Origin of the sequence: Flavimobilis marinus, assembly GCF_900113055.1 — a bacterium.
In the GTDB taxonomy this organism is placed as follows: Bacteria; Actinomycetota; Actinomycetes; order Actinomycetales; family Cellulomonadaceae; genus Flavimobilis; species Flavimobilis marinus.
In genome coordinates this window covers 59,418-80,171 of the sequence record NZ_FONZ01000002.1, presented here as the reverse complement: position 1 = coordinate 80,171, position 20,754 = coordinate 59,418, and the positions used below count along the sequence as shown (strand labels likewise).

The following is a 20,754-nucleotide window of genomic DNA, read 5'->3' as shown; positions in this document are numbered from 1 at the left end:
GGGGGCGGGGGGTGTCGAGGGTTAGGCCGTCATGAGGAGGCGGTCGAGGACGCGGACGCCGAACTTCAGGGCCGAGACCGGGACGCGCTCGTCGACGCCGTGGAACATGCCCGCGAAGTCCGCGTCCGCCGGCAGCTGAAGCGGCACGAACCCGTAGCCCGTGATGCCCAGGCGCGCGAGCGACTTGTTGTCCGTCCCGCCCGAGAGCATGTACGGCAGCGCGAGAGCGCCCGGGTCCTCGGCGCCGAGCGCCGCGACCATCGTGTCGACGAGCGTGCCCTCGAACGGCACCTCGAGCGCGCGGTCCTGGTGGATCGGCTCGATGCGCACGTGCTCCCCCGCGAGCTCGGTCAGGACGCGCGTGATCTCGTCGCCCTGCCCGGGCAGGAAGCGAGTGTCGATGACGCCCGTCGCCGTCCCGGGAATGACGTTCGCCTTGTAGCCGGCCTCGAGCTGCGTCGGCGCCGACGTGTTCTTCAGGGTCGCCCCCACGAACTTGGCGGTGGGCCCGAGCGCGTCGACCAGCGCATCGATCGCGCCGTCGTCCTCGGGATCGAACGGCAGACCCGAGAGGTCGGCGACGCCCTCGAGGAGCTGCCGGACGGTCGGCGTGAGCACCGTGGGCCAGGGATGCGCCCCGATCCGGGCCATCGCCGCGGCCAGGTTGGTGACCGCGTTGTCGACGTTGACCTGCGAGCCGTGACCCGCCCGGCCGTCCGCGACGAGCCGCAGCCAGCCGATGCCCTTCTCCGCCGTCTGCAGCAGGTACGCGCGGCGGCCACCGAGCTCGACGGAGAACCCGCCCACCTCGCTCACGGCCTCCGTCGCGCCCTCGAACAGCTCGGGCTTGTGCTTGACCGCCCACTGGGCGCCGTGCACGCCGCCGGCCTCCTCGTCGGCGAAGAAGGCGACGACGACGTCACGCGCCGGCGACCGCCCCTCGCGGACCATCTGGCGCACGACCGCGAGCATCATCGCGTCCATGTCCTTCATGTCGACCGCGCCGCGGCCCCAGAGCTGGCCGTCGACCTCCTCACCGGCGAACGGGTCGACCGTCCAGTCCGAGGCCTCGGCCGGGACGACGTCGAGGTGGCCGTGCAGCACGAGGGCGGGCCGGGTCCGATCCCGGCCCTCGAGCCGCACGACGACGTTGGCGCGTCCCGGCGTCGTCTCGAAGTAGGTGGGCGCGAGCCCGACCTCCTCGAGCGACCGCATGACGTACTCCGCGGCCACGCGCTCGCCGGGACCGGTCCCGTCGCCATAGTTGCTCGTGTCGATGCGCAGCAGGTCCTGGCAGAGGCCAGCGACCTCGTCCTCCGCCGTCGGGAAGGTGCCCGGGGCGGGGGCCGTCACGCGGTCTCCCCTGCGAGGCCGCGACGCGCGAGCAGCGGGTCGATGGACGGCGCACGGCCCCGCATCGCGGAGAACGCCGCGACCGGGTCCTGGGAGCCGCCGATGGAGAGCACGTGCGCGCGGAAGGCGTCGCCGTTCTCGCGGCGCAGGCCGCCGTTCTCCTCGAACCACTGCACGGTGTCCGCGTCGAGCACCTCGGACCACAGGTACGAGTAGTACCCGGCCGAGTAGCCGCCGGCGAAAATGTGGTTGAAGTACGACGTCCGGTACCGGGGCGGCACCGGCGCGAAGTCGAGCCCGAGCCGCTCGAGGGCCTCGCGCTCGAACGCCTCGACGTCGGCCGGCGACGTGGGGACATCCTCGGGCGCCAGCTGGTGCCACGCCTGGTCGAGCAGCGCCGCCGCGAGGTACTCGGTGGTGCCGAAGCCCTCGTTGAACAGCCGGGACGCGATCAGCGTCTCGATCCACTCGGTCGGCATCGGCTCGCCCGTCTTGTGGTGCACCGCGTACTCGGCGAGGAGCGACGGCTCCCACGCCCACATCTCGTTAACCTGCGAGGGGTACTCGACGAAGTCCCGCGGCACCTCGGTGCCGGACTGCGAGGGCAGCCGCACCGCGGAGAACAGCCCGTGCAGCGCGTGGCCGAACTCGTGGAACATCGTGATGACCTCGTCCCAGGCGAGCAGCGTGGGCTCGCCGGGCGGCGGCTTGGGGATGTTCAGGTTGTTCACGACGACGGGTAGCTCGCCCAGGAGCGTCGACTGGTCGACGAGGTTGTTCATCCATGCCCCGCCACGCTTCGACGGGCGCGTGTAGTAGTCGCCGAGGAACAGGCCCATGCCCCGCCCGTCGGCGTCGAAGACCTCCCAGACGCGGACGTCGGGGTGGTAGCCCAGCAGGTCCGCGCGGCGCTCGAAAGTGATGCCGAACAGCGCGGTGGCCGCGGCGAAGACGCCCTTCTCCAGCACGGTGTTCAGCTCGAGGTACGGGCGCAGCAGCGAGTCGTCCAGACTGTAACGCTCCCGGCGCACCTGCTCGGAGTAGTAGGCCCAGTCGCAGGCGCGCAGCTGCTCGCCCGGGGTGTCGGCGTCGACGGCACGCTGCAGGTCTGCGGCCTCACGCTTGGCGTTGGCGACGGCCTTGGGTGCGAGCGGCTCGAACATTCCCATGATCGCGTCCGTGGTCCGGGCGGTGCCGTCCTCCGCGATGTACGCCGCGTGGTGGTCGTAGCCGAGCAGGCGGGCGCGCTTGGCGCGCAGCGTCACGATCTCGAGCAGGACCGGCCGGGTGTCGTGCTCGCCGGGGGTCAGGCCACGGGTCACCGAGGCCTCGTGCACCCGGGCACGCACGTCGCGGCGGGCGAGCTGGGCGAGGACGCCCTGCTGCGTGGGTAGCTGCAGCTCGATCAGGTAGCCGCCCGCGTGGCCGGCGTCGGCTGCCGCCTGGGCCGCGGCTGCGACGGCGTCCTCGGGCAGGCCCTCGAGGTCCGCGACGTCGTCGACCAGCACGGCGGCCTCGTTGGTGGCGGCCAGCAGGATGCGACCGAACTTCGCGCCCAGCTCGGCCAGGCGCGCGTTGATGCTGCGCAGCTCCTCCTGCTCGGCCGCGGGCAGGGCGACGCCGGACCGGCGGAAGTCACGGAGCATCTCGCGGACCAGGTACTCGGTCGCGGGGTCGACCTCGAGGTCACCGGCGTCGATCTGCTCGGCGATCGCGGAGACCTTCGCGAACAGGCGCGGCTCCATCGCGACGTAGTCCTGGTGGGCGGAGAGCTCGGGGGTGAGCTCCTCCTCGATCGCGTCGAGCTCGTCGCTCGAGTCCGCGGAGGAGACGTTGTAGAACACGGTGAGCGCGCGGTGCAGCAGCGCGCCGGACCGCTCGAGCGCCTCGATCGTGTTCTCGATCGTCGCCGGCTCGGGGTTCGCAGCGATCGCTTCGACCTCGGCGCGCTCGGCGGCGATGCCCGCGCGAATGGCCGGGGCGTAGTGGGCGACGGTGATCGCCGAGAAGTCGGGCAGGCCGTAGGGAAGCTCGGACGCGGCAGCGAAGGGGTTGGCAGGGTCCAGGTGGGGCGCGACAGTCATGCGCCCCATCATCACCCATTTCCTCAGGTCGGGGGGTGGAGGCGTGCGGCGAGCACCGCGACGTCGTCCTTCTCCCGGGCGTCGCCCATCTCGGAGACGATGAGGTCCAGCATGGTCGGGAGGTCCTTGCGTGCGTGCCGGGACGCGACCGTGCACAGCTCGGACACCATGTCGTTGAACGACGACCAGCGCCGCTCGACCAGGCCGTCGGTGAACATGAGGATCGAGGTTCCCGGCCCGATGAACTCCGTGTGGTTGCGGCGCGGCGCCTCCGCGCTGACGCCGAGCAGGAGGTCCGACGTGCCGGTGACCTCGCGGGCGTTCCCGTCCGCGTCGACGACCACGGGCGAGGGGTGCCCGGCGCTGGACCACGTGATGCGCGCGGGCACGCCGGGCTCGGCCGACGGTTCCACCTGCAGCACCACGGCCGTGGCCATCGTGGCGGCGTCGAGCAGGAGGTTGGCGCGGTCGAGGCGCGTGAGGAGCATCGCCGGGTCCTCGTGCCGGTCGGCGACGAACCCACGCAGGATCGAGCGCAGGTGGCCCATCTGGGCGGCGGCCTCGATGTTGTGCCCGACGACGTCGCCGATGATCAGCGTGACCACGCCGTGCGCGGAGATCGCGTCGTACCAGTCACCGCCGACCTGCTCGTGCGCGCTCGCCGGGACGTACCGCGCCGCGAGGGTCATGGCGTCGGTCTTGGGCAGGCGGGTGAGCATGGCCTCCTGGAGCGTCTGCGCGACCTCGTGCCGCTCGCGCAGCAGCTGGGCGCGGTCCAGGGCCTGGCCTGCGTACCGGGCCAGGGCGACCTTGAGCTCGCGCGACTCCGCGATGGGTTCGCGCGGCAGCTCCCAGCCCAGCCAGATCCAGCCCCGGGCCTGGCCGTCAAGTACCACGGGGAGGTAGCTCTCGGCCTCGACGAGCGCCGACGTCGTCCCCTCGAGCGTGGCGTACTCGTCGAGCATGCGCGCCTTGGTCGCGAAGAAGCGCGCCTTGCGGTCGATCACGCAGTGCGGGCCCGGGTGGTCGCTGGCTCGCGCGATGCCCGTGTAGTCGCCCGGCCGGTCGGCGGGAAGATCGGCGTCGTCGATCGCGACGAACTCGCCGTCGCGCTCCAGCACGAGCGCGGACGCGATCACCCCGAGGGCGCTGTGGGCGAGCGTCGTGACGGTCGCGGCGATCTCCTCGACCGTCGAGGTCTCACCAAGCGCCTCGCTGAACATCAGCAGGAGGCGGTTGAGCCGGCTGATCCGGGTGGCGCGGTGCTGGGTGCTGCGCACGCGCCGCTCGACCGAGCGGGCAGCCACGGACGAGGAGCAGATCGCGGCGAGGTCGGTGAGGTCGGCCAGCTGGCGCGCGGTGAAGTCCCGGGCGTGGGTGTCGATGACGCACAGCACGCCGGCGACCGTGCCGTCGGCGTCGGTGAGCGGGACGCCCGCGTAGGCGAGGGCACCGAGCTCGCTGACCAGGGCGGAGCCGGCGGCGTGCGGGTCGGCGAGCACGTCCTCGTGGACCACCGACCGGCTGGTCCGGACGAAGTCGGTGCTGAACGTGTCCACGAGCGACATCCGGCGTCGCGTGGCGTACGGCTCGGCGACTCCGGAGGCGCCCGGGAGGATCGGACCGTCGGGGTCGTGCAGCATGACGAGGGCCACGGGCGCGTCCGCGACGCGGCAGGCGATCGAGGCGAACCGGTCGAACTCGTCGTCGGGGCCAGCCGGGATCGTGGCGTCGGAGCCACCGCTCCGCTCGTCGCGCCAGGTCGCCGTCTCAGTCACGTCAGTCATTCTCCACGATGGCGCCGACGTTCCGGGCCACGCGCTCGCGTCCCGGCGCGTCGCGCACGGTCCAGGAGGAACCCGCCCAAACGGTTGTCACTGCAGGTCAGCGAGCCGCGTCCAGGGAAGGTCGTGCGCCTGTGCCACGCCTTCCTGCATGAGCATCCCCGCGTGCGTGCTCACGCCGCACGCCAGGGCGGGGTCGGACGACGCGGCCGCGCGCCAGCCGCGGGTGGCGAGCGCGCGGACGTAGGGCATCGTCACGGCGGTCAGCGCATGCGTCGAGGTCACGGGCACGATGCCCGGCATGTTCGCGACGCAGTAGAAGGTGGACCCGTGGACCGCGAAGGTCGGCTCGGCGTGCGTCGTGGGGCGCGTGGACTCGAAGCACCCGCCCTGATCGACGGCGATGTCGACGAGGACGGACCCGGGTCGCATGCGCGCGACCAGGTCGTCGGTCACGAGGGTCGGTGCGCGGCGGCCGGGCACGAGCACAGCGCCGACGACGAGGTCGGCACCGAGCACGGCCTGCTCGACGGCGTAGGCGCTCGAGGCGAGCGTGCGCACGCGCCCGCCGTAGCCGGCGTCGAGCTCGCGCAGGCGCGGCAGGCTGAGGTCGATGACGCTCACGTCGGCGCGCAGCCCGACGGCGATGTCGGCGGCATGCTTGCCCGCGTTGCCACCGCCGAGCACGACGACCGACGCGGGCGCAACCCCGGGCACCCCGCCGGGCAGGACGCCGCGCCCGCCAGCGTCGGCGAGGAGGTAGTGGGCGCCCACCTGGGTCGCCAGGCGGCCGGCGACCTCGCTCATAGGGGCGAGCAGCGGCAGCGAGCCGTCCTCGAGCTCGACGGTCTCGTAGGCGATCGCGGTGGTGCCGGCCGCCAGGAGCGCCTCGGTGCACTCTCGGCTGGCGGCGAGGTGCAGGAACGTGAAGAGGGTCTGATCCTCGCGCAGCCGGTGGTACTCCTCGGGTACCGGCTCCTTGACCTTGCACACGAGCTCGGCCGCCCAGGCGTCGTCGGCGGCCGGGACGATCTGGCCGCCGGCGGCGCGGTACTCGTCGTCGGTGATGCCGGAGCCGGTACCAGCCCCGGTCTCGACGAGGACCTCGTGTCCGTCGGCGACCAGGGCGTGCACGCCGGCCGGTGTCAGGGCGACGCGGTATTCGTGGTTCTTGAGCTCGCGGGGTACTCCGACGCGCATGTGACGCTCCTCACAACGGATGGCTGCGGCGAGGATGCCACGTCCCCGGGCTCGGCAACACCCCGGCGCGCTCGGCGAGCTCTCCGTGACGTCGTCGGCGCGCGCGTGGTGGGATGGTGACATGGGGTCGTTTCGCAAGCAGCGGGCCGCAGCGCCGCGCGGGTTCTTCGCGTGCGAGGCCGCTGGTCTGCGCTGGTTGGCCGACGCCGAGGCCGTCCGCGTCGTCCAGGTGCTGGCCGTCGACGACCACGGGTTGGACCTCGAGCGCCTCGAGCCCACGTCGCCGACCATCGAGGCTGCGCGGACGTTCGGCCGCGACCTGGCCCGCCTGCACGACGCCGGCGCACCCGCGTTCGGTTCGCCTCCCCCAGGCTGGGAGGGCGACGGCTTCTTCGGCCCCCTCGACGATCCCTACCCGCTGGTCGCCGGCGAGCACGGCACCTGGGGCGCCCACTACTCCGACGACCGCGTGGCACACGTCCTCGACCTGCTGGGCGCGGCGCTCCCCCGCGGCGCGCGCACCGACCTCGCGCACGTCCGCGAGCGCCTACGAGCCGGGACCTGGGACGACGACGACGCTCCCGCCCGTCTGCACGGGGACCTGTGGTCGGGGAACCTCCTGTGGACTACCGGCGCCGCGAGTGGCGTGCAGGCGGTGCTGATCGATCCGGCCGCGCACGGCGGGCACCGGCTGACCGACCTCGCGATGCTCGAGCTCTTCGGTGCGCCGCACCTGGACGCGATCTTCGAGGCGTACGAGGAGGCGCACCCGTTGCCGCACGCCTGGCGCGACCTGCTCGGGCTGCACCAGATCTACCCGGTGGGAATGCACGCGGTGCTGTTCGGAGGCGGGTACCTGGGCCAGCTCGAGCGCTTGGCTGCGAGGTACGCGCGCACTGACGAGGGCGAGGCCTGACGGTGGCCCGGACGATCGCGCTCACGCTCGTGCTGCTGTTCGTCGCGGCTTTCGTCATCGCGCTCGTCGTCGGGTTCGTCGTCTACGAGCGCAACCACCGTGAGGAACGCAAGGCCTACGACGCGCGCCGTCGCGCTGAGTGGCGAGACACGCGCCCCGGCGCCAAGCACGTCTTCATCCTCGCCATGGGCTTCTTCCTGGTGGGCGGCTTCGGTGTGCGCCTGCCGGAAGAGCCGGCGTGGTGGGGCTGGCCCGTCTTTCTCGCGACGTTCCCGCTCATCGGCCTCTATGCGTTCCTGGACCGGCGCCCGGTGCTGCCAGCCGCGCCAACCGATCCTGAGTCCTACCGGCGCATGGAAATCGGGGACCGCGCGGACTGGGCGGAGACCGCGGGCCCGCTCAGCGACGAGATGCTCGAAGCCGTGCTCGCGGACGACCCGTACGTGATCGCCGAGTTCGCGCGAGCACCGATCTCCACGGAGAACCTGGCCGAGATGCACCGCCGCGTGACCGATCCCGTGGTGCGGGAGTGGATCGCGACGAACTTCAACGCTCCGCTCGAGCTCATGGCTGCTGTGCCGCTGCAGCGGCATTCGGTCCACTCCGCGATGGAGTTCCTCCAGCGTCTTGGCATCTGGGAGACGCACGGAGAGGATCTCTCCGCCCTTCTCAACGCCATGGACGACGACCCACGGCCGATCCTCGAGGCCGTCCGAACCGAGCTCGGGATCGACATCGAGCTTCCCGCCGAGGACGAGTGAGCCGTCTGCTGGTCAGTCGGTCCGGGTGAGGCACCACGCGCGGTCGAAGGCTCGCGCCTCCAGGTCGCTCTGTCGCATCCAGACCTCGAGCGGCGCAGCGTCACCGAACCAGCCCTCGAGGTGTGTCCACGACTCGATGTCGAACAGGAGGCGATGCTCGTCGTCCTGCTCGCTCAGCGGCAGGACCTCGGCGAGCACCTCGCGGATGGCTCCCGCACCGTTCTGCGAGTGGCCGTACGCGTGGGTCACGGGGACGGCCGGGCCGCTGACCTCACCCCAGACGTGCGGCCTCCACGCCTGCTGGATCGCTGCATGGACGCGTTCCGCCGCCTTGACCTTCGCTGCGCCGTGGGAGGCGACATCAAGCGGCGACGGCACGGAGAACGCGGCCATGAAGCCTGCCGCCTGGCACACCGCGCTCGGGGTGTCGAGGTCGGCTGGTGCGCTCAGGAAGCGAGACCGGTCCGGCTCCTCGGTCCACCGGACGAGCCATCCCCGCTGCTCGCCGTCGGCTGGCTCCCAGCCATACACCGTCAAGTCATGGAAGATCTCCAGGGCCCCCGTGGTCGGCAGGCCTTGCCGGTGATCGGGCCAGGCCTCCTTCTCCTCGGTCACGGAGGCGTCCGCCAGGTCTCGCAGCGAGAACGTCGCGACGTGCGCGAGAGGCACACCCCCGGCATTGCGGGGCCATTCTTCCAGCCCTGCGACCGCGGGACCTCCGAGCCATGCGAGCTCAGCGCCCGTGGACCACAGCTCCCGAACGATGTCCTCGCCGGGCGGGAAACCCTGGACGGACAGGATGGGAGACCACGCCGCGCGCTCAGCGAGCGGCCGCGCAGCCGGCCCCATGCGTGCGAGGCCTTCCTCGACGAACGGCCACGTCCCGACTACCGGCACGGTGCGACGCTTCCACATCAGGCCACTCCTCCACTTCGCTCGACCGCCGCGCGCACGCTACGACTAGAGGAACACCTTCTCGCCGTCGGTGAAGAACGGCTGGAACTTGCCGATCTCCCACGAGACGACGTCGTCCAGGGCGCTGAGCGGAGTGTGCCTACGCAGGCCGCGGGAGGCATCTCCCCCGGCGACGAGGAACTCCACGCTGGCCGTCTCCCCCTCGGCGATCGGCTCGATGGCGTCCACGCCGATGACGATGATCATCCCCTCGGCATCCAGGCCGTTGAGCTGCACAGCGTCATCCTTGGCCGAGGAGACGCGGTCGGGCAGGCCGGGGGTGCGCCCGTTGACGGTGATCTCCGCGGGGAGCTTGGCGTCCGCGCCCTTGCCGATCGTCTCCCCGACCGTGACCTCAGCGTCGTAGTAGTCGACCATGAACCGACGCTGGCGGATCTCACCGACGCTGGGGGTGATGGCCGCGGCGGGGGTCGCGTCGGCGGCGTCTGCGGTGAAGTCGACTCCCGACTCGAGGTCGAACGCCTGGGCGCGGTAGGTCTGACCTGGCTCGAGCGCGACGTAGATGTCTTCGTACAGCGTCTCGCCGCCGGCGACGTCGGCCGCCAGCTCGATGTCGAAGCTGCACGGCGCGGACGAGGTGTTCGTGATCGTGACCGGGTAGTAGTGGCGCCACGTGCGGTCCAGGGACTCCGACCACTCGTCCGAGGCGGCGGAGATCTCACCGAAGGTGACCGACAGGTCGTCCGAGGTTGCGTAGGCGTCGACGCACGAGCCGCCGGGCCCGACCTCGGCGGCCGGTCCAGAGCTTGCCGGAGGGGCGCCGGGCGCCGGCTCGGACGGCGAGCATCCGGTCAGGACGGTCAGGGTCAGGGCCGCGGCGAGGATCTTGCGTGACAGCTGCATACGGGGACTCCTTGTGCGGTCGAGAACGGCGACTGCAGGCGCCACCGGCTGCTGGTGCCAGCGGTAGACCTACTTCTCCATGAACATGGGCTCATAGCGCACCGCACGATACTCGACGATCTCGTCGAGCGTGCTGGTACGCGCGGAAGAGGTGGCGCGCCCCGACGTCGTGCACCGCGCACGTCACATGCACGAACGCCCCCGCTCCTCGTCCGAGAGCGGGGGCGTTCGACGTGCTGGCGAAGGGACAGCCTCACCTCACAGGGGCCGTCAAGCTCAGCCCTTCACGCACAGGATGGTGCGCAGTCGCGCGACCACCTCGACCAGGTCGTGCTGTGCGGCGATGACCGAGTCGAGGTCCTTGTACGCGCCGGGGATCTCGTCGACGACCCCGGCGTCCTTGCGGCACTCGACGCCCGCAGTCTGCGCCGCGAGGTCGGCCGTCGTGAACCTCCGCTTGGCCTCGTTCCGCGACATCCGACGCCCAGCGCCGTGCGAGGCGGACTGGTACGACGCGTCGTTGCCCAGGCCACGCACGATGTAGGAGCCGGTCCCCATGGATCCGGGGATCAGGCCGATGTCGCCCTTGCCGGCCCGGATCGCCCCCTTGCGGGTGACGATCAGGTCCAGGCCGTCGATGGTCTCGTGCGCCACGTAGTTGTGGTGCACGTTCGCGGCCTCGCTGAACGTGATCTCCCGCCCAGCGAAGTGCTGACGCACGACGTCGACGACGAGCGTCATCATCGTGGCGCGCGAGCGGGCAGCGAACTCCTGGGCCCAGTGCAGGTCGTTGAGGTAGGCGTCCATCTGCGCGGTGCCGGCGAGGAACACGGCGAGGTCGCGGTCGGGCAGCCCGAGGTTGTGCTCGAGGCCCTTGGCGATCGCCACGTGCCGCTCGGCGATCTCCTTGCCGATGTTCCTCGAGCCCGAGTGCAGCTGCAGCCACACCTGGTCCTCGGTGTCGAGGCACACCTCGATGAAGTGGTTGCCCCCGCCGAGGGTGCCCATCTGCTTGCGCGCCCGGGTCTCGAGCTTCTGCACTCCGTGGTGCAGACCGCCGAACCTGTCCCAGAACGCGACTGCGGTGCGCGCGAGCCTGGAGACGTCGATCCCCTCTCCCACCGGGCGCAGCCGTGCCAAGTCGACCTGCTCGTCGTGCGCGTGGAAGCCGACCGGGACGGCGGCCTCGATCGCGGAGCGCAGGGGCCCGAGGTCGTCGGGCAGGTCTGCGGCCGTGAGCGACGTGCGCACACCCACCATCCCGCAGCCGATGTCCACACCCACGGCGTTCGGAGAGACGGCGTCGCGCATGGCGATCACCGAGCCGACCGTGGCGCCCTTGCCCAGGTGCACGTCCGGCATGACGCGCAGCCCGTGCACCCACGGCAGCGCGGAGATGTTCCGCAGCTGCTCGCGCGCCTGAGGCTCGACCTCGTCCTCGAGCGCCCACATCAGCGTGTCCGCCCGAGCGCCGCTCAGCTGTACGGGTAGTGCCATGCCATTCATCATCGTCCCCTTCCTATGGGGATGTCGGGTCGCACAGGGCGTGCGACGTCGCGGGCTCGGTCCTCGGTCGGGGTCGAGCCTGGTTCGGGAGATACGACGAGGGCCGCTCACCGGGTGGGAAACCTGGTGAACGGCCCTCGTCGGGGAGCCCCGCGAGGGGCTTACGAGTAGTCACACACCAGAGCTGGGTACGGGAGAGCACGCCGACGACGACGCGGCTTCTGGCTGTCTTCGACGGGCGCGAAAGAGGTCGACGAGCCACTGGGCGTCGTCGCGCTCAGCGATGCGGTCGTCATGTCGCGCCTCTCGTGATCGGGGTCGTCGGCGTGCCTCGGGCACGGACCGTGGCCCTGAGGGCCGACCGCGGTGAACCCTGCCACGAGACCGGCACGGTGTCGCGTCATTTTCCGCTGCTGAGCGCGTAAGGTCGCCGGGCGGGCTGGCACACTGACCGCTAGATCGAAGTATCGCCTCGGAATGTTCTTGACCAGGGAGGCCGCCGATGACGAACGACCTCGTCGCCCGCACCGAGGCCGGGGCCAGGATGCGGGCGGTCGGCCGCCAGGGACCCGTGGCCACCGGCCGACGCGCTCTCGGCGCCCTGCTGGCCGTCACGCTGCTGGCGAGCTGCGCCAACACGGACGCGGCAACCGACGACGGAAGCCCGCACCCCTCCGAAGCGGCACGCACGGCCACACTCGCCGCGGCCTCCGAGGGCGTCGACGCCGTCACCAGCCACCACCCCGGCCTCGAGCTCGACTACGCCCCAGAACGCGACAACCGCTGGCACGACTGCTCAGGCATGGACGGCATGGTCGAACGTGACGGCGCCCTGCCGCCCGAACGCCTCCAGTGGATGAGCAGTCGCTCGTTCTACCCGTCGCCGGCTCGGCCGACCGCACCGCTGATCGACGCGGTCGTCGACACCCTCGTCAGCAACGGTTGGACGATCGGCTACCAGAGCACCAACGACACCGGCCGGGACATCTCCCTGGGCCGGGACGGCATCTCCTTGTCCGTCGGCGGGACCACACGGGTCGTCGAGGGTCGTGATCCTTCCTTGCGCCTGAGCGTGAGCTCACGATGCATCGAAGCACCGCCGAACCTCGGGTACTCCGACGCCACCGGCAGCGACACGTAGCCCGAGCCAGACCCCACCGCCGTGCGACATCCGTCATCGAACGCAACAGGCCCCGACCTGCGTCTCCGCTGGTCGGGGCCTGTCGTGTCGCTGTCTCAACGAGTGTCCGGAGGGGGACTTGAACCCCCACGCCCGATAAAGGGCACTAGCACCTCAAGCTAGCGCGTCTGCCATTCCGCCACCCGGACGGGGTGGGACTCGATCAGGCTTTCGCTCGATCGGCCGGGAGAAAACATAGCACGGTCCCGACCGGAAGTTCACATCGCCTCCGGGCCGCGACGTGCCGACCGGGCGGAGTCGTCGCGACCCCGCCCGGCAGCCGCGCGTCAGCGGCGGAAGACCTTCGAGGACTTTGCCTTCACCACGGACTGCTTCGGGACGACGACCCGGTACTGAGTCGTCGCGCGGGCGTTGACCCGCAGCGTCACCTTGCCCGAGCTCGTCGTGCGAGCCGTGCGCACGGTGCGCCACTTCTTGCCTGCCTTGGACTGCAGCTGGACCTTCACGCCGCGGGCAGCGACGTACCTCTTGCCCGACTTCGCGGTGACCTTCGCCGTCACCGTCACCTTCTTGCCCGAGCGCTTCGCCTTGAGCTTGCTGATCTTGGTCGCTGCGGCCTTCGCCTTTGCAACGCGTGCGTCGCTCGACGTGGTGCCAAATGCCACGTGCGAGTCATTGACGACCGCCCGCCATGCTCCCGCGCCGGTGTCCTTAACGGTCGCGCTGAACGCTCCCGACTTGGTCGTCTTCACACGCTTCTTGGTTACCCAGGCAGCCCCGACCTTCTTCTGCACCTGCACGACGGCGCCGGCGTTGCCGACCCGCTTGCCCGGGCTGTCCGTGGGGTCTGTGTAGCCAGGCAGCTGGTACCGGGTGGCCGTTCCAGTCACCTTCACCTCTCCAAGCGTGCGCTTCACCGACGGTTTCGTCACCCACGAGCGGTAGCGCACGTCCATGGTGTTTGACGGGTTCACCCGAGGGATGCTGAGGTTGATGGCCACGCCGTTCGCGCGGGCCCACTGGGCGTCCAGGCGGGCGTAGGACGCCGCGAGGGAGACCTTCTTCGGCACGGGAGAGTACAGGTCGTGCCGATCGAACGTGCCGAACGTCGCGCGGGCCTGGTACGCCTGGTCGCTGCGCATCATCCCCCAGGAGCCGTACTGGGTGGTCAGGGAGCCCATGCATGGGTGCGGCTCGCCCATGTCGATCGTGAAGGTCTGGGCGGGGCGGTCCACAGCCAGGCGGGCGGGCACGGTCAACGTGATCTCACAACCGTCGGCAAAGCTCGAGGCCGACGCTGGGATTGTCGCCGCGGGTCCAACGAGCGCGACGGTGATCGCTGCGACCAGCAGGGTCTTGATCTTCATGGGTGCTTCTTTCCGTGTGCGCAATCTGCGGGCTCTACCTTTTACCATGGTTTTGCCACAGTTTGAGGCAGCCGAGCCGACGGTTCGTCTCGAAGTCCCTTGAGCTCCGCCGCGAGCTCGGCAAGAACATCGGGTGCGGGTGGGCGCAACGGTTCTGGCAGCACTCCGACAGACAGGCCGAGCAGCTCCCCCACGGCGTGTACGACGCGCGCTCCCCCGGCGGTAGCCGCCAGGTGGGCCAGTCGCACCAACGGGCGCATACGCTCCCGCGCCAGCGCTCCGTCTCCGGAGGCTGCGGCGGCGGCTACCTCGACGTAGTGGCGGGGCAGCACCCCGGCGAGCCCGGAGTGCCAGCTCACCGCCCCGGCGAGCAGGCCGTGGTAGCCGAAGGCGTCGCCGCTGTACCCGACCTCGACAGACGTCTCGGCCGTCAGCCGCCGGGCTCGGGCACGCACGCCGTCGGTGTCCTGCCCGCGGTCCTTGACACCGCCAACCCCCGGGATCGCGGACAGCCGCACAAGGAGTTCGACCGAGAAGTCGAAGCGGGTCGTGACCGGGTTGTGGTAGATCCACACGGGCGTCGTGGTCGCGCCTGCAACTGTCTCGACCAGCCCGACGACCTCGGCCTCGGTCAGGGGGAGATAGGACATCGGCGGTAGCAGGATTGCGCTCGCTCCGGCGTCGTGGGCGTCGGCCGCCAGGCTCAGCACGTCCCGGGTCAGGAGCGACCCGACACCCACCATCAGCGGGACCTGCCCTGCGAGCGCTTCGGCTGCCACCTCGGCGACGCGCCTGCGGGCGGCGCGGTCGAGATAGGCGTACCCGCCCGTGCTCCCGAGCACGGCGACCCCACCCACCCCCGCCTCGCAGGCACGATCCACGAGCACGGCGAGCGTGGCCTCGTCGACCTCGCCCTCCGGCGTCAACGGTGTGGGGACATAGGCGACGAGCGGACCGAAGAGCGACATGCCGACACGCTACGGTCGCGGCGCGGTCACCGGAAGTCCCGCGACCTGCTGGCGACCTGCAGCGAGAGCGGGGCGAGGTGCTCGGCCAGGAGGTTGGTGGCGCCGTCGGCGCGTTCCAGCCGCCCGCGGACCACGAGGGCCGCGCTGGTGCGCGCAACCTTGCGGAACCGGGACCACAGACCCGGCGTACAGATGACGTTGAGCAGCCCGGTCTCGTCCTCGACCGAGAGGAAGGTCACGCCGCGCGCGGTGCCGGGACGCTGGCGGTGGGTGACCACCCCGGCGACGGCGACGCGGCGGCCGGCCTCGTGCACCGTGGCGTCGCTGACGCGCAGCACCCCCGCCTGATCGAGGCCGGGACGCACGAACTGCGTGGGGAAGCTCTCGGGCGAGACGCCCGTGGCCCACACGTCCGCCACGGACGTCTCGACCTCGCTCATCCCCGGCAGGGCGGGCGCCTCGACACCGACGGACACCCCGGGCAGCGTGTCGGGGCTCTCCTGGGCGAGGGCGGCGGCCGCCCACAGTGCCTGGCGCCGGCTCACCCCGAGGGTGTCGAGCGCGCCGGCGGTCGCGAGGGCCTCGAGCTGCGCGACGCTGAGCTTCACGCGCCGGGCGAGGTCCCTCAGGTCGCGGAACTCGCCGTCGGCGGTCCGTGCGGCGACGAGCGCCTCGGCGACCTTCTCCCCCACGCCCCGCACCCCGGCGAGGCCCAGGCGCACGGCGAGCGCGTCGTCGTCGGCCCGCTCGAGGATCGCCTGCGCGGCCGAGCGCTGCACGTCGGGGCGCAGCACCTGGACGCCGTGGCGGCGGGCGTCGGCGACCAGGGACTGCGGGGAGTAGAACCCCATGGGCTGGGCGGCGAGCAGCCCCGCGTAGAAGGCGGCGGGGTGGTGCACCTTGAGCCAGGAGCTCGCGTAGACGAGGTAGGCGAACGAGTAGGCGTGGGACTCGGGGAAGCCGAAGTCCGCGAACGCCTTGAGCTTGTCGTAGATCTGCTCGCCGACGTCGGGGGTGATGCCGTTGGCGGCCATCCCTTCCATGAGACGGCCGCGCAGGGCCTCCATGCGCTCGGTGGACCGCTTGGATCCCATGGCGCGGCGCAGCTGGTCAGCCTCGACGGGCGTGAACCCGGCGACGTCGATCGCCATCTGCATCAGCTGCTCCTGGAACAGCGGCACGCCGAGGGTCTTGGACAGGGACTTCTCCAGCAGCGGGTGCAGGTAGGTGATCTTCTCCCGCCCGCGGGAGCGGTTGATGTACGGATGCACGGAGTTGCCCTGGATGGGGCCGGGGCGAATGAGGGCGACCTCGATGACGATGTCGTAGAACCGGCGCGGCTGCAGGCGCGGCAGGGTGGCCATCTGGGCGCGGGACTCCACCTGGAACACCCCGACCGTGTCCGCGGCGCACAGCAGGTCGTACACCGCGGGGTCGTCGGGTGGCAGCCCGTGCAGCGTGAGGGTGGGGCCGCCGTGCTCGGCGACGAGGTCGAAGCCGATGCGCAGCGCGGTGAGCATCCCGAGGCCCAGCAGGTCGAACTTCACCAGCCCGGCGTCGGCGCAGTCGTCCTTGTCCCACTGCAGCACGGTGCGCCCCTCCATGCGGGCCCACTCGACGGGGCACACCTCGATCACGGGGCGGTCGCACATGACCATCCCGCCCGAGTGGATGCCCAGGTGCCGGGGCAGGCGCAGCAGGTCGTCGGCGAGGTCGACCACGGGCGCGGGGATGCCCGCGACGTCGCTGCCCGCGTCGGGGTCGACGGCCGGCAGGTCGCGGTCCGAGCCCCACAGCGCCTCCTTGGTCCGGTCACGCTGGACGATCGCTGCCTCGAGCTGGGGTGCGGCCGAGGTGGTCGTCGCCGCGCCGGGGACACCGCCGGTGCGCAGGCTCCCCCAGCGTTCGATCCCCTTGCTCCAGGCGTCCTGCTGCCCGACGCCGTAGCCGAGCGCCCGGGCGGCGTCGCGGACGGCGGACTTGGGCCGGTAGGAGATGACGTTGGCGACCTGCGCGGCGTGCGAGCGCCCGAACCGCCGGTAGACGTACTGGATGACCTCCTCGCGGCGCCCGGACTCGATGTCGACGTCGATGTCGGGCGGCCCGTCGCGCTCGGGCGCGAGGAACCGCTCGAACAGCAGCCCGTGGTGCACGGCGTCGACGGCGGTGATGCCTAGCGCGTAGCAGACGGCGGAGTTCGCCGCCGAGCCGCGCCCTTGGGACAGGATGTGGTTGACGCGGCAGAACTCGACGAGGTCGTAGACGATCAGGAAGTACCCGGGGAAGCCGAGGTCCTCGATCACGCGCAGCTCGTGCTCGATCTGCGCGTAGGCGCCCGGCACGCGCTCGGCCTCGGGCGGTCCGTAGCGGTCGAGCGCGCCGCGGCGCACGAGCTCACGCAGCCAGGTGGCCTCGGTGTGACCGGCGGGGACGTCGTAGGGCGGCAGGGCGGGAGCGACGAGGGCGAGGTCGAACGCGCACTCGGCGGCCAGCGTCGCGGCGGTCGCGACGGCCTCCGGGTGCGCGCGGTGGCGAGCGAGCATCTCCCGGGCCGAGCGCAGGTGCGCGGTGGGCGCGCCGGGCAGCCAGCCGTCCATGTCGTCGAGGGAGCGGCGGGCGCGGATCGCGGCGAGCGCCGCGGCGAGCTCGGCGTCGGCGGGGCTGGCGTAGTGCACGTTGCCGGTCGCCACGAGCGGGACGCCGACGTCGGCCGCGAGGGCTGCGAGCGTGGCGTTGCGCTCGGCGTCGTACGGGTCGGCGGTGTCGGTGATCTCCACGGCCACGGAGTCCCGGCCGAAGTGCTGCACGAGCCGGTCGAGCTCGGTGCGCGCCGCCGCGGGGCCGGCGGTGGCGAGCGCCTGGCGGACGGTGCCCTTGCGGCAGCCGGTGAGCACGAGCCAGTCCCCCGCACCCTGCTCGGCGAGGCTCGCGAGGTCGTACCGTGCCTTGCCCTTGACCCCGGCGGCGAGGTGTCCCTGGGCGATCGCGCTGGACAGCGAGCGGTAGCCGCGCTCGCCGCGGGCGAGGACGAGCAGGTGGGAGGCGCGCGGGTCGGGCACGCCCGTGGGGTCGTCGAGCGCACCCTGGGCAGTGGCGAGGTGGAGCTCGGCCCCGAACACGGTGGGCAGTCCCACGCGCCGGGCGGCCTGGGCGAAGCGGACGACGCCGTAGAGCCCGTCGTGGTCGGTGAGCGCGAGGGCGGACAGGCCGAGGCGGTGCGCCTCGGCGACCAAGGCCTCGGGCTGGCTGGCGCCGTCCAGGAAGCTGAACGCGGAGTGGGCGTGCAGCTCGGCGTACCGCGGCGCGGCCGGGTCTGCGGAGAGCTCAGTCATAGTGCGCCTCGAGGAACCACTCGTCGCGGCGGCAGGACACCAGCAGCGCGCCGCTGGGCGCGAGCACCTGCAGGTAGACGGCGCGGCTGGCCTCGGCGCGCCACCACCGCTGGGCCACGGGCCACGGGCCGGCCCACCCGACCAGGTGCTGCTGGGCGTCGTCGTGCTCGAGCACGGCCGGGTCCCCGCTGAGGGCGAGGCGACGGTCCACGCGCACGGGGGCGGCATCGCCGGTGAGCAGCCGGACCGGGCGGGGCTCGGTCAGGACGCGCGCGGGGGCGGGCTCGGGCAGGCGGCCGGGCCACGGCAGCTCCCGGGTGCGCTGGGCGACGTCGACGCTGCCCCACGGCACCAGGTGCACCTGGTCGCGCACCTCGCGCCCACCCTGCAGCTGGACGCCCAGGACGGACTCGACCCCGAGCAGGCCCTGCACGCGCTCGAGGGCGCGCCGGGCGCGGACCTGCCCTCCGGCGTCGGCGCCCCACAGACCGCCCTGATGCACGCCGGCGGGCGCGAGGTCCTGGGCGGCGAGGCCGATGCGGTTGAGCGGCCCCTGCCCGCCACCGGACAGCCAGCCCTCGAGCTGCCAGCGCACGCGATCGGTGATGCGGGCGGCGGTGAGGCCGCCCAGGGTGCCTGCGTCGGTGCGCCAGGTGCGCGCCAGGTCCACGCCCTCGGTGGTGCGGGCGGTGATCTCGAGGCGCCCGCAGGACGCCGAGCGCTCGACGAGCGCGGCGTAGAGCTGCTCGGCCAGGCGCCGGGCGGCGAACGCGGCGGTGTCGATGCGCTCGGCCGGGGGGTCGAGCTCGCAGCTCACGTCGAGGTCCGCCTCGAGGCGTTCCTGGGCGGGCGGGCGCAGGTCGAGGCCGCGCACGAGCTGGTGCGCCCAGGTGCCGGCCTCCCCGAACCGGGCGAGCACGTCCTTCTCGGCCAGGCCCGCGAGGTCGGCCATGGTGCGGATGCCGAGCCGGTCCCAGAGGTCGACGAGGTCGCGGATCTCGGTGATGCGCTCGGGACTCATCGCGACGTAGGTGAGGTCGGTGAGGGGGCGCGGGTCGAGGTAGGTGCGGGCGGCGGCGTCGGGAAGCACGCGGTCCTCGCGGGCGGCGAGCACGGCGGCGAGCACCCCCTCCGCGATCCCGACGTGGCTCTCGTGCCCGGTCTCGTGCGCCACCGCGTCCACGAGGCGGGCTGCGAGCGCGGTGGATGAACCGTAGAACCGGCTGGCGCCGCCGGCGGGGGCGAGCAGCAGCCCGGGGCGGGCGATCTCGACGCCGGCGACGACCTCGTCGGCTGCGGCGGCGACGGGCTCGAACAGGCGGGCGTCACGCAGGGCGTCGTCGGGCAGCAGGACGAGGTCTGGGCAGGCTTCCTGGGCCTGGCGCTGGCGCATGCCGCGGCGCACGCCGACGGCGCGGGCGGCGGTGGACACAGCGGTGAGGCGCTGCCCGGCCTGCACGGCGACGGGTTGGTGGGCGGGGACGTCGGCGAGGGTGGCGGCGGCCACGACGGGCCAGTCCGGCACCCACAGGGCGACGAGCGTGGTGCTCATGGGGCTCACCCGACCAGTCGGAGCGGGAGGACGGGCTGGGCTGGCGCGGTGGGACGCGCGGCCGCGAGCGCGGGCTCGGTCGACGTCGTCGCGGCGGGCGCTACGGCGGGCGCCTCGGGAGCGGCGGAGAACGGCAGGGTGATCTCGAGGTGCGCACGCTGGGCACCCACGCCGCGGCCCACGCGCTCGACGAGCAGCTCGCGGCTGCGCAGTCGGCCGGTGCCGACGCCGAGCCCGCGCCAGCGCACGCCGCTGACGTTCAGCCCGAGGCGCGCGCCGGACCACACGGTGGTGCTGAGGATCACGGTGCCGCGGTCCCGGGCGCGGGCCGCGAGCGCCCGGCGGTCGGAGTCGAGCAGGGCGACGTCGGGTCCGATGACCACGACGTCCATGCCGTCCACGAGCGCGGCGACGACGAGGGGCGCCTGGGACCCGGGGCGCGGGACGAGGGCGAGGCGCTCGAGGTCGACGCCCATCTCGGCGGCGGCCAGGACGCCGACGGCGGGGTCCCCCACGATCGCGGCCCAGGCGCCCTGGGTGCTGGTCTCGGCGAGCAGGGCGAGGACGAGGGCGGTCGAGCCGGTCACCTGCGCGACGGCGCCGCGCGGCAGCCCCTCGGGCAGCAGGGGGCGCAGGGGTGCGGGGACCTCGAGTGGCGGGCGCTCCACGGTGCGGGCGCCCAGCGGGAGGGCGCGCTCGGTGCGCTCGGCGGTGCGGGCGGCGATCTCGGCTGCGGGGGCGGCCGACTCCACCTGGGCGCCCTGGACGACGACGGCCGGGGCAGCACCTCGGGTGACCAGGGCCTCCGCGGGTGCGGGTGCGGTCGTCATCTCCACCCGGCGCGCGCCTGTGCGGAGCTCGGCGGCCCGCAGCGCCGCCCGGGCGAGCGCGGCGCGATCCGTCGCACGACCCGCTGCGGCGGGGGTGCCGGCGCTCTCGTGAGCGGTGGCAGTCATGCGTCCTCCTCGTGAA

Annotated in this window: 15 protein-coding genes and 1 tRNA gene; 3 read left to right on the top strand and 13 right to left on the bottom strand. The window is 72.4% G+C overall.

The genetic code is table 11. From position 1 onward, the window contains the following. Positions 1-21 precede the first annotated feature (21 nt). The 4 genes from BMZ30_RS05375 to ald all read right to left on the bottom strand — a co-directional run bounded on the left by BMZ30_RS05375 (position 22) and on the right by ald (position 6,421). Positions 22-1,353, bottom strand: coding sequence for a M20/M25/M40 family metallo-hydrolase (locus tag BMZ30_RS05375; protein WP_093375948.1), 1,332 nt, complete (start codon positions 1,351-1,353; stop codon positions 22-24). Next, complete coding sequence (locus tag BMZ30_RS05370) at positions 1,350-3,437, bottom strand: M3 family metallopeptidase (protein ID WP_093377282.1); 2,088 nt, start codon at positions 3,435-3,437, stop codon at positions 1,350-1,352. The genes BMZ30_RS05375 and BMZ30_RS05370 overlap by 4 nt, the downstream gene beginning before the upstream one ends. Positions 3,438-3,460: 23 nt before the next feature. Then, a complete protein-coding gene (locus BMZ30_RS05365; RefSeq protein WP_177191288.1) occupies positions 3,461-5,215 on the bottom strand; it encodes a SpoIIE family protein phosphatase in 1,755 nt (584 codons plus the stop codon). Positions 5,216-5,311: 96 nt separating this feature from the next. Further along, entirely contained in the window at positions 5,312-6,421 is a 1,110-nt protein-coding gene (gene ald / locus BMZ30_RS05360) for an alanine dehydrogenase (RefSeq protein WP_093375944.1), read from the bottom strand. Positions 6,422-6,542: 121 nt separating this feature from the next. Here ald and BMZ30_RS05355 point away from each other — a divergent pair, with 121 nt between their 5' ends. Further along, positions 6,543-7,337 carry a fructosamine kinase family protein gene (locus BMZ30_RS05355; RefSeq protein WP_093375942.1) on the top strand — a complete coding sequence of 265 codons (795 nt, stop codon included), beginning with the start codon at positions 6,543-6,545 and terminating at the stop codon, positions 7,335-7,337. Between the two features lie 2 nt (positions 7,338-7,339). Beyond that, a complete protein-coding gene (locus BMZ30_RS05350; RefSeq protein WP_093375940.1) occupies positions 7,340-8,098 on the top strand; it encodes a hypothetical protein in 759 nt (252 codons plus the stop codon). Positions 8,099-8,110: 12 nt separating this feature from the next. Here BMZ30_RS05350 and BMZ30_RS05345 read toward each other — a convergent pair whose 3' ends face one another. The 3 genes from BMZ30_RS05345 to BMZ30_RS05335 all read right to left on the bottom strand — a co-directional run bounded on the left by BMZ30_RS05345 (position 8,111) and on the right by BMZ30_RS05335 (position 11,422). Continuing rightward, complete coding sequence (locus BMZ30_RS05345; RefSeq protein ID WP_093375938.1) at positions 8,111-9,013, bottom strand: DUF1963 domain-containing protein; 903 nt, start codon at positions 9,011-9,013, stop codon at positions 8,111-8,113. Between the two features lie 45 nt (positions 9,014-9,058). Continuing rightward, complete coding sequence (locus BMZ30_RS05340; RefSeq protein WP_093375936.1) at positions 9,059-9,916, bottom strand: hypothetical protein; 858 nt, start codon at positions 9,914-9,916, stop codon at positions 9,059-9,061. A 276-nt stretch (positions 9,917-10,192) separates the two neighbouring features. Then, entirely contained in the window at positions 10,193-11,422 is a 1,230-nt protein-coding gene (locus tag BMZ30_RS05335) for an RtcB family protein (RefSeq protein ID WP_093375934.1), read from the bottom strand. Positions 11,423-11,924: 502 nt separating this feature from the next. On the opposite strand from BMZ30_RS05335, the gene BMZ30_RS05330 reads away from it, so the two are divergent. Next, complete coding sequence (locus BMZ30_RS05330; RefSeq protein WP_093375931.1) at positions 11,925-12,563, top strand: hypothetical protein; 639 nt, start codon at positions 11,925-11,927, stop codon at positions 12,561-12,563. A 103-nt stretch (positions 12,564-12,666) separates the two neighbouring features. Here BMZ30_RS05330 and BMZ30_RS05325 read toward each other — a convergent pair. The 6 genes from BMZ30_RS05325 to BMZ30_RS05300 form a co-directional block, all read right to left on the bottom strand. Next, positions 12,667-12,751: transfer RNA gene (locus BMZ30_RS05325), tRNA-Leu, on the bottom strand. A gap of 138 nt (positions 12,752-12,889) precedes the next feature. Further along, positions 12,890-13,930 (bottom strand): hypothetical protein, encoded by a 1,041-nt coding sequence (locus tag BMZ30_RS05320; RefSeq protein ID WP_093375929.1) that lies wholly within the window; start codon positions 13,928-13,930, stop codon positions 12,890-12,892. 41 nt (positions 13,931-13,971) lie between these two features. Continuing rightward, a complete protein-coding gene (locus tag BMZ30_RS05315; protein ID WP_093375927.1) occupies positions 13,972-14,898 on the bottom strand; it encodes a dihydrodipicolinate synthase family protein in 927 nt (308 codons plus the stop codon). 26 nt (positions 14,899-14,924) lie between these two features. Further along, positions 14,925-18,230, bottom strand: coding sequence for an error-prone DNA polymerase (locus BMZ30_RS05310; protein ID WP_093375925.1), 3,306 nt, complete (start codon positions 18,228-18,230; stop codon positions 14,925-14,927). Further along, positions 18,223-19,782, bottom strand: a complete 1,560-nt coding sequence (locus BMZ30_RS05305) for a DNA polymerase Y family protein (RefSeq protein WP_093375923.1) — start codon at positions 19,780-19,782, stop codon at positions 18,223-18,225. Before BMZ30_RS05305 ends, BMZ30_RS05310 begins: the two co-directional genes overlap by 8 nt. A 5-nt stretch (positions 19,783-19,787) precedes the next feature. Next, positions 19,788-20,738 (bottom strand): hypothetical protein, encoded by a 951-nt coding sequence (locus BMZ30_RS05300; protein ID WP_177191287.1) that lies wholly within the window; start codon positions 20,736-20,738, stop codon positions 19,788-19,790. Positions 20,739-20,754: the final 16 nt, after the last annotated feature.

Coding starts and splice junctions, on each gene's coding strand:
- BMZ30_RS05355 (WP_093375942.1), top strand. CDS start 6,543: ATGGGGTCGTTTCGCAAGCAGCGGGCCGCAGCGCCGCGCGGGTTCTTC.
- BMZ30_RS05305 (WP_093375923.1), bottom strand. CDS start 19,782: ATGAGCACCACGCTCGTCGCCCTGTGGGTGCCGGACTGGCCCGTCGTG.
- BMZ30_RS05345 (WP_093375938.1), bottom strand. CDS start 9,013: ATGTGGAAGCGTCGCACCGTGCCGGTAGTCGGGACGTGGCCGTTCGTC.
- BMZ30_RS05300 (WP_177191287.1), bottom strand. CDS start 20,738: ATGACTGCCACCGCTCACGAGAGCGCCGGCACCCCCGCCGCAGCGGGT.
- BMZ30_RS05315 (WP_093375927.1), bottom strand. CDS start 14,898: ATGTCGCTCTTCGGTCCGCTCGTCGCCTATGTCCCCACACCGTTGACG.
- BMZ30_RS05340 (WP_093375936.1), bottom strand. CDS start 9,916: ATGCAGCTGTCACGCAAGATCCTCGCCGCGGCCCTGACCCTGACCGTC.
- BMZ30_RS05320 (WP_093375929.1), bottom strand. CDS start 13,930: ATGAAGATCAAGACCCTGCTGGTCGCAGCGATCACCGTCGCGCTCGTT.
- ald (WP_093375944.1), bottom strand. CDS start 6,421: ATGCGCGTCGGAGTACCCCGCGAGCTCAAGAACCACGAATACCGCGTC.
- BMZ30_RS05330 (WP_093375931.1), top strand. CDS start 11,925: ATGACGAACGACCTCGTCGCCCGCACCGAGGCCGGGGCCAGGATGCGG.
- BMZ30_RS05370 (WP_093377282.1), bottom strand. CDS start 3,437: ATGACTGTCGCGCCCCACCTGGACCCTGCCAACCCCTTCGCTGCCGCG.
- BMZ30_RS05310 (WP_093375925.1), bottom strand. CDS start 18,230: ATGACTGAGCTCTCCGCAGACCCGGCCGCGCCGCGGTACGCCGAGCTG.
- BMZ30_RS05335 (WP_093375934.1), bottom strand. CDS start 11,422: ATGAATGGCATGGCACTACCCGTACAGCTGAGCGGCGCTCGGGCGGAC.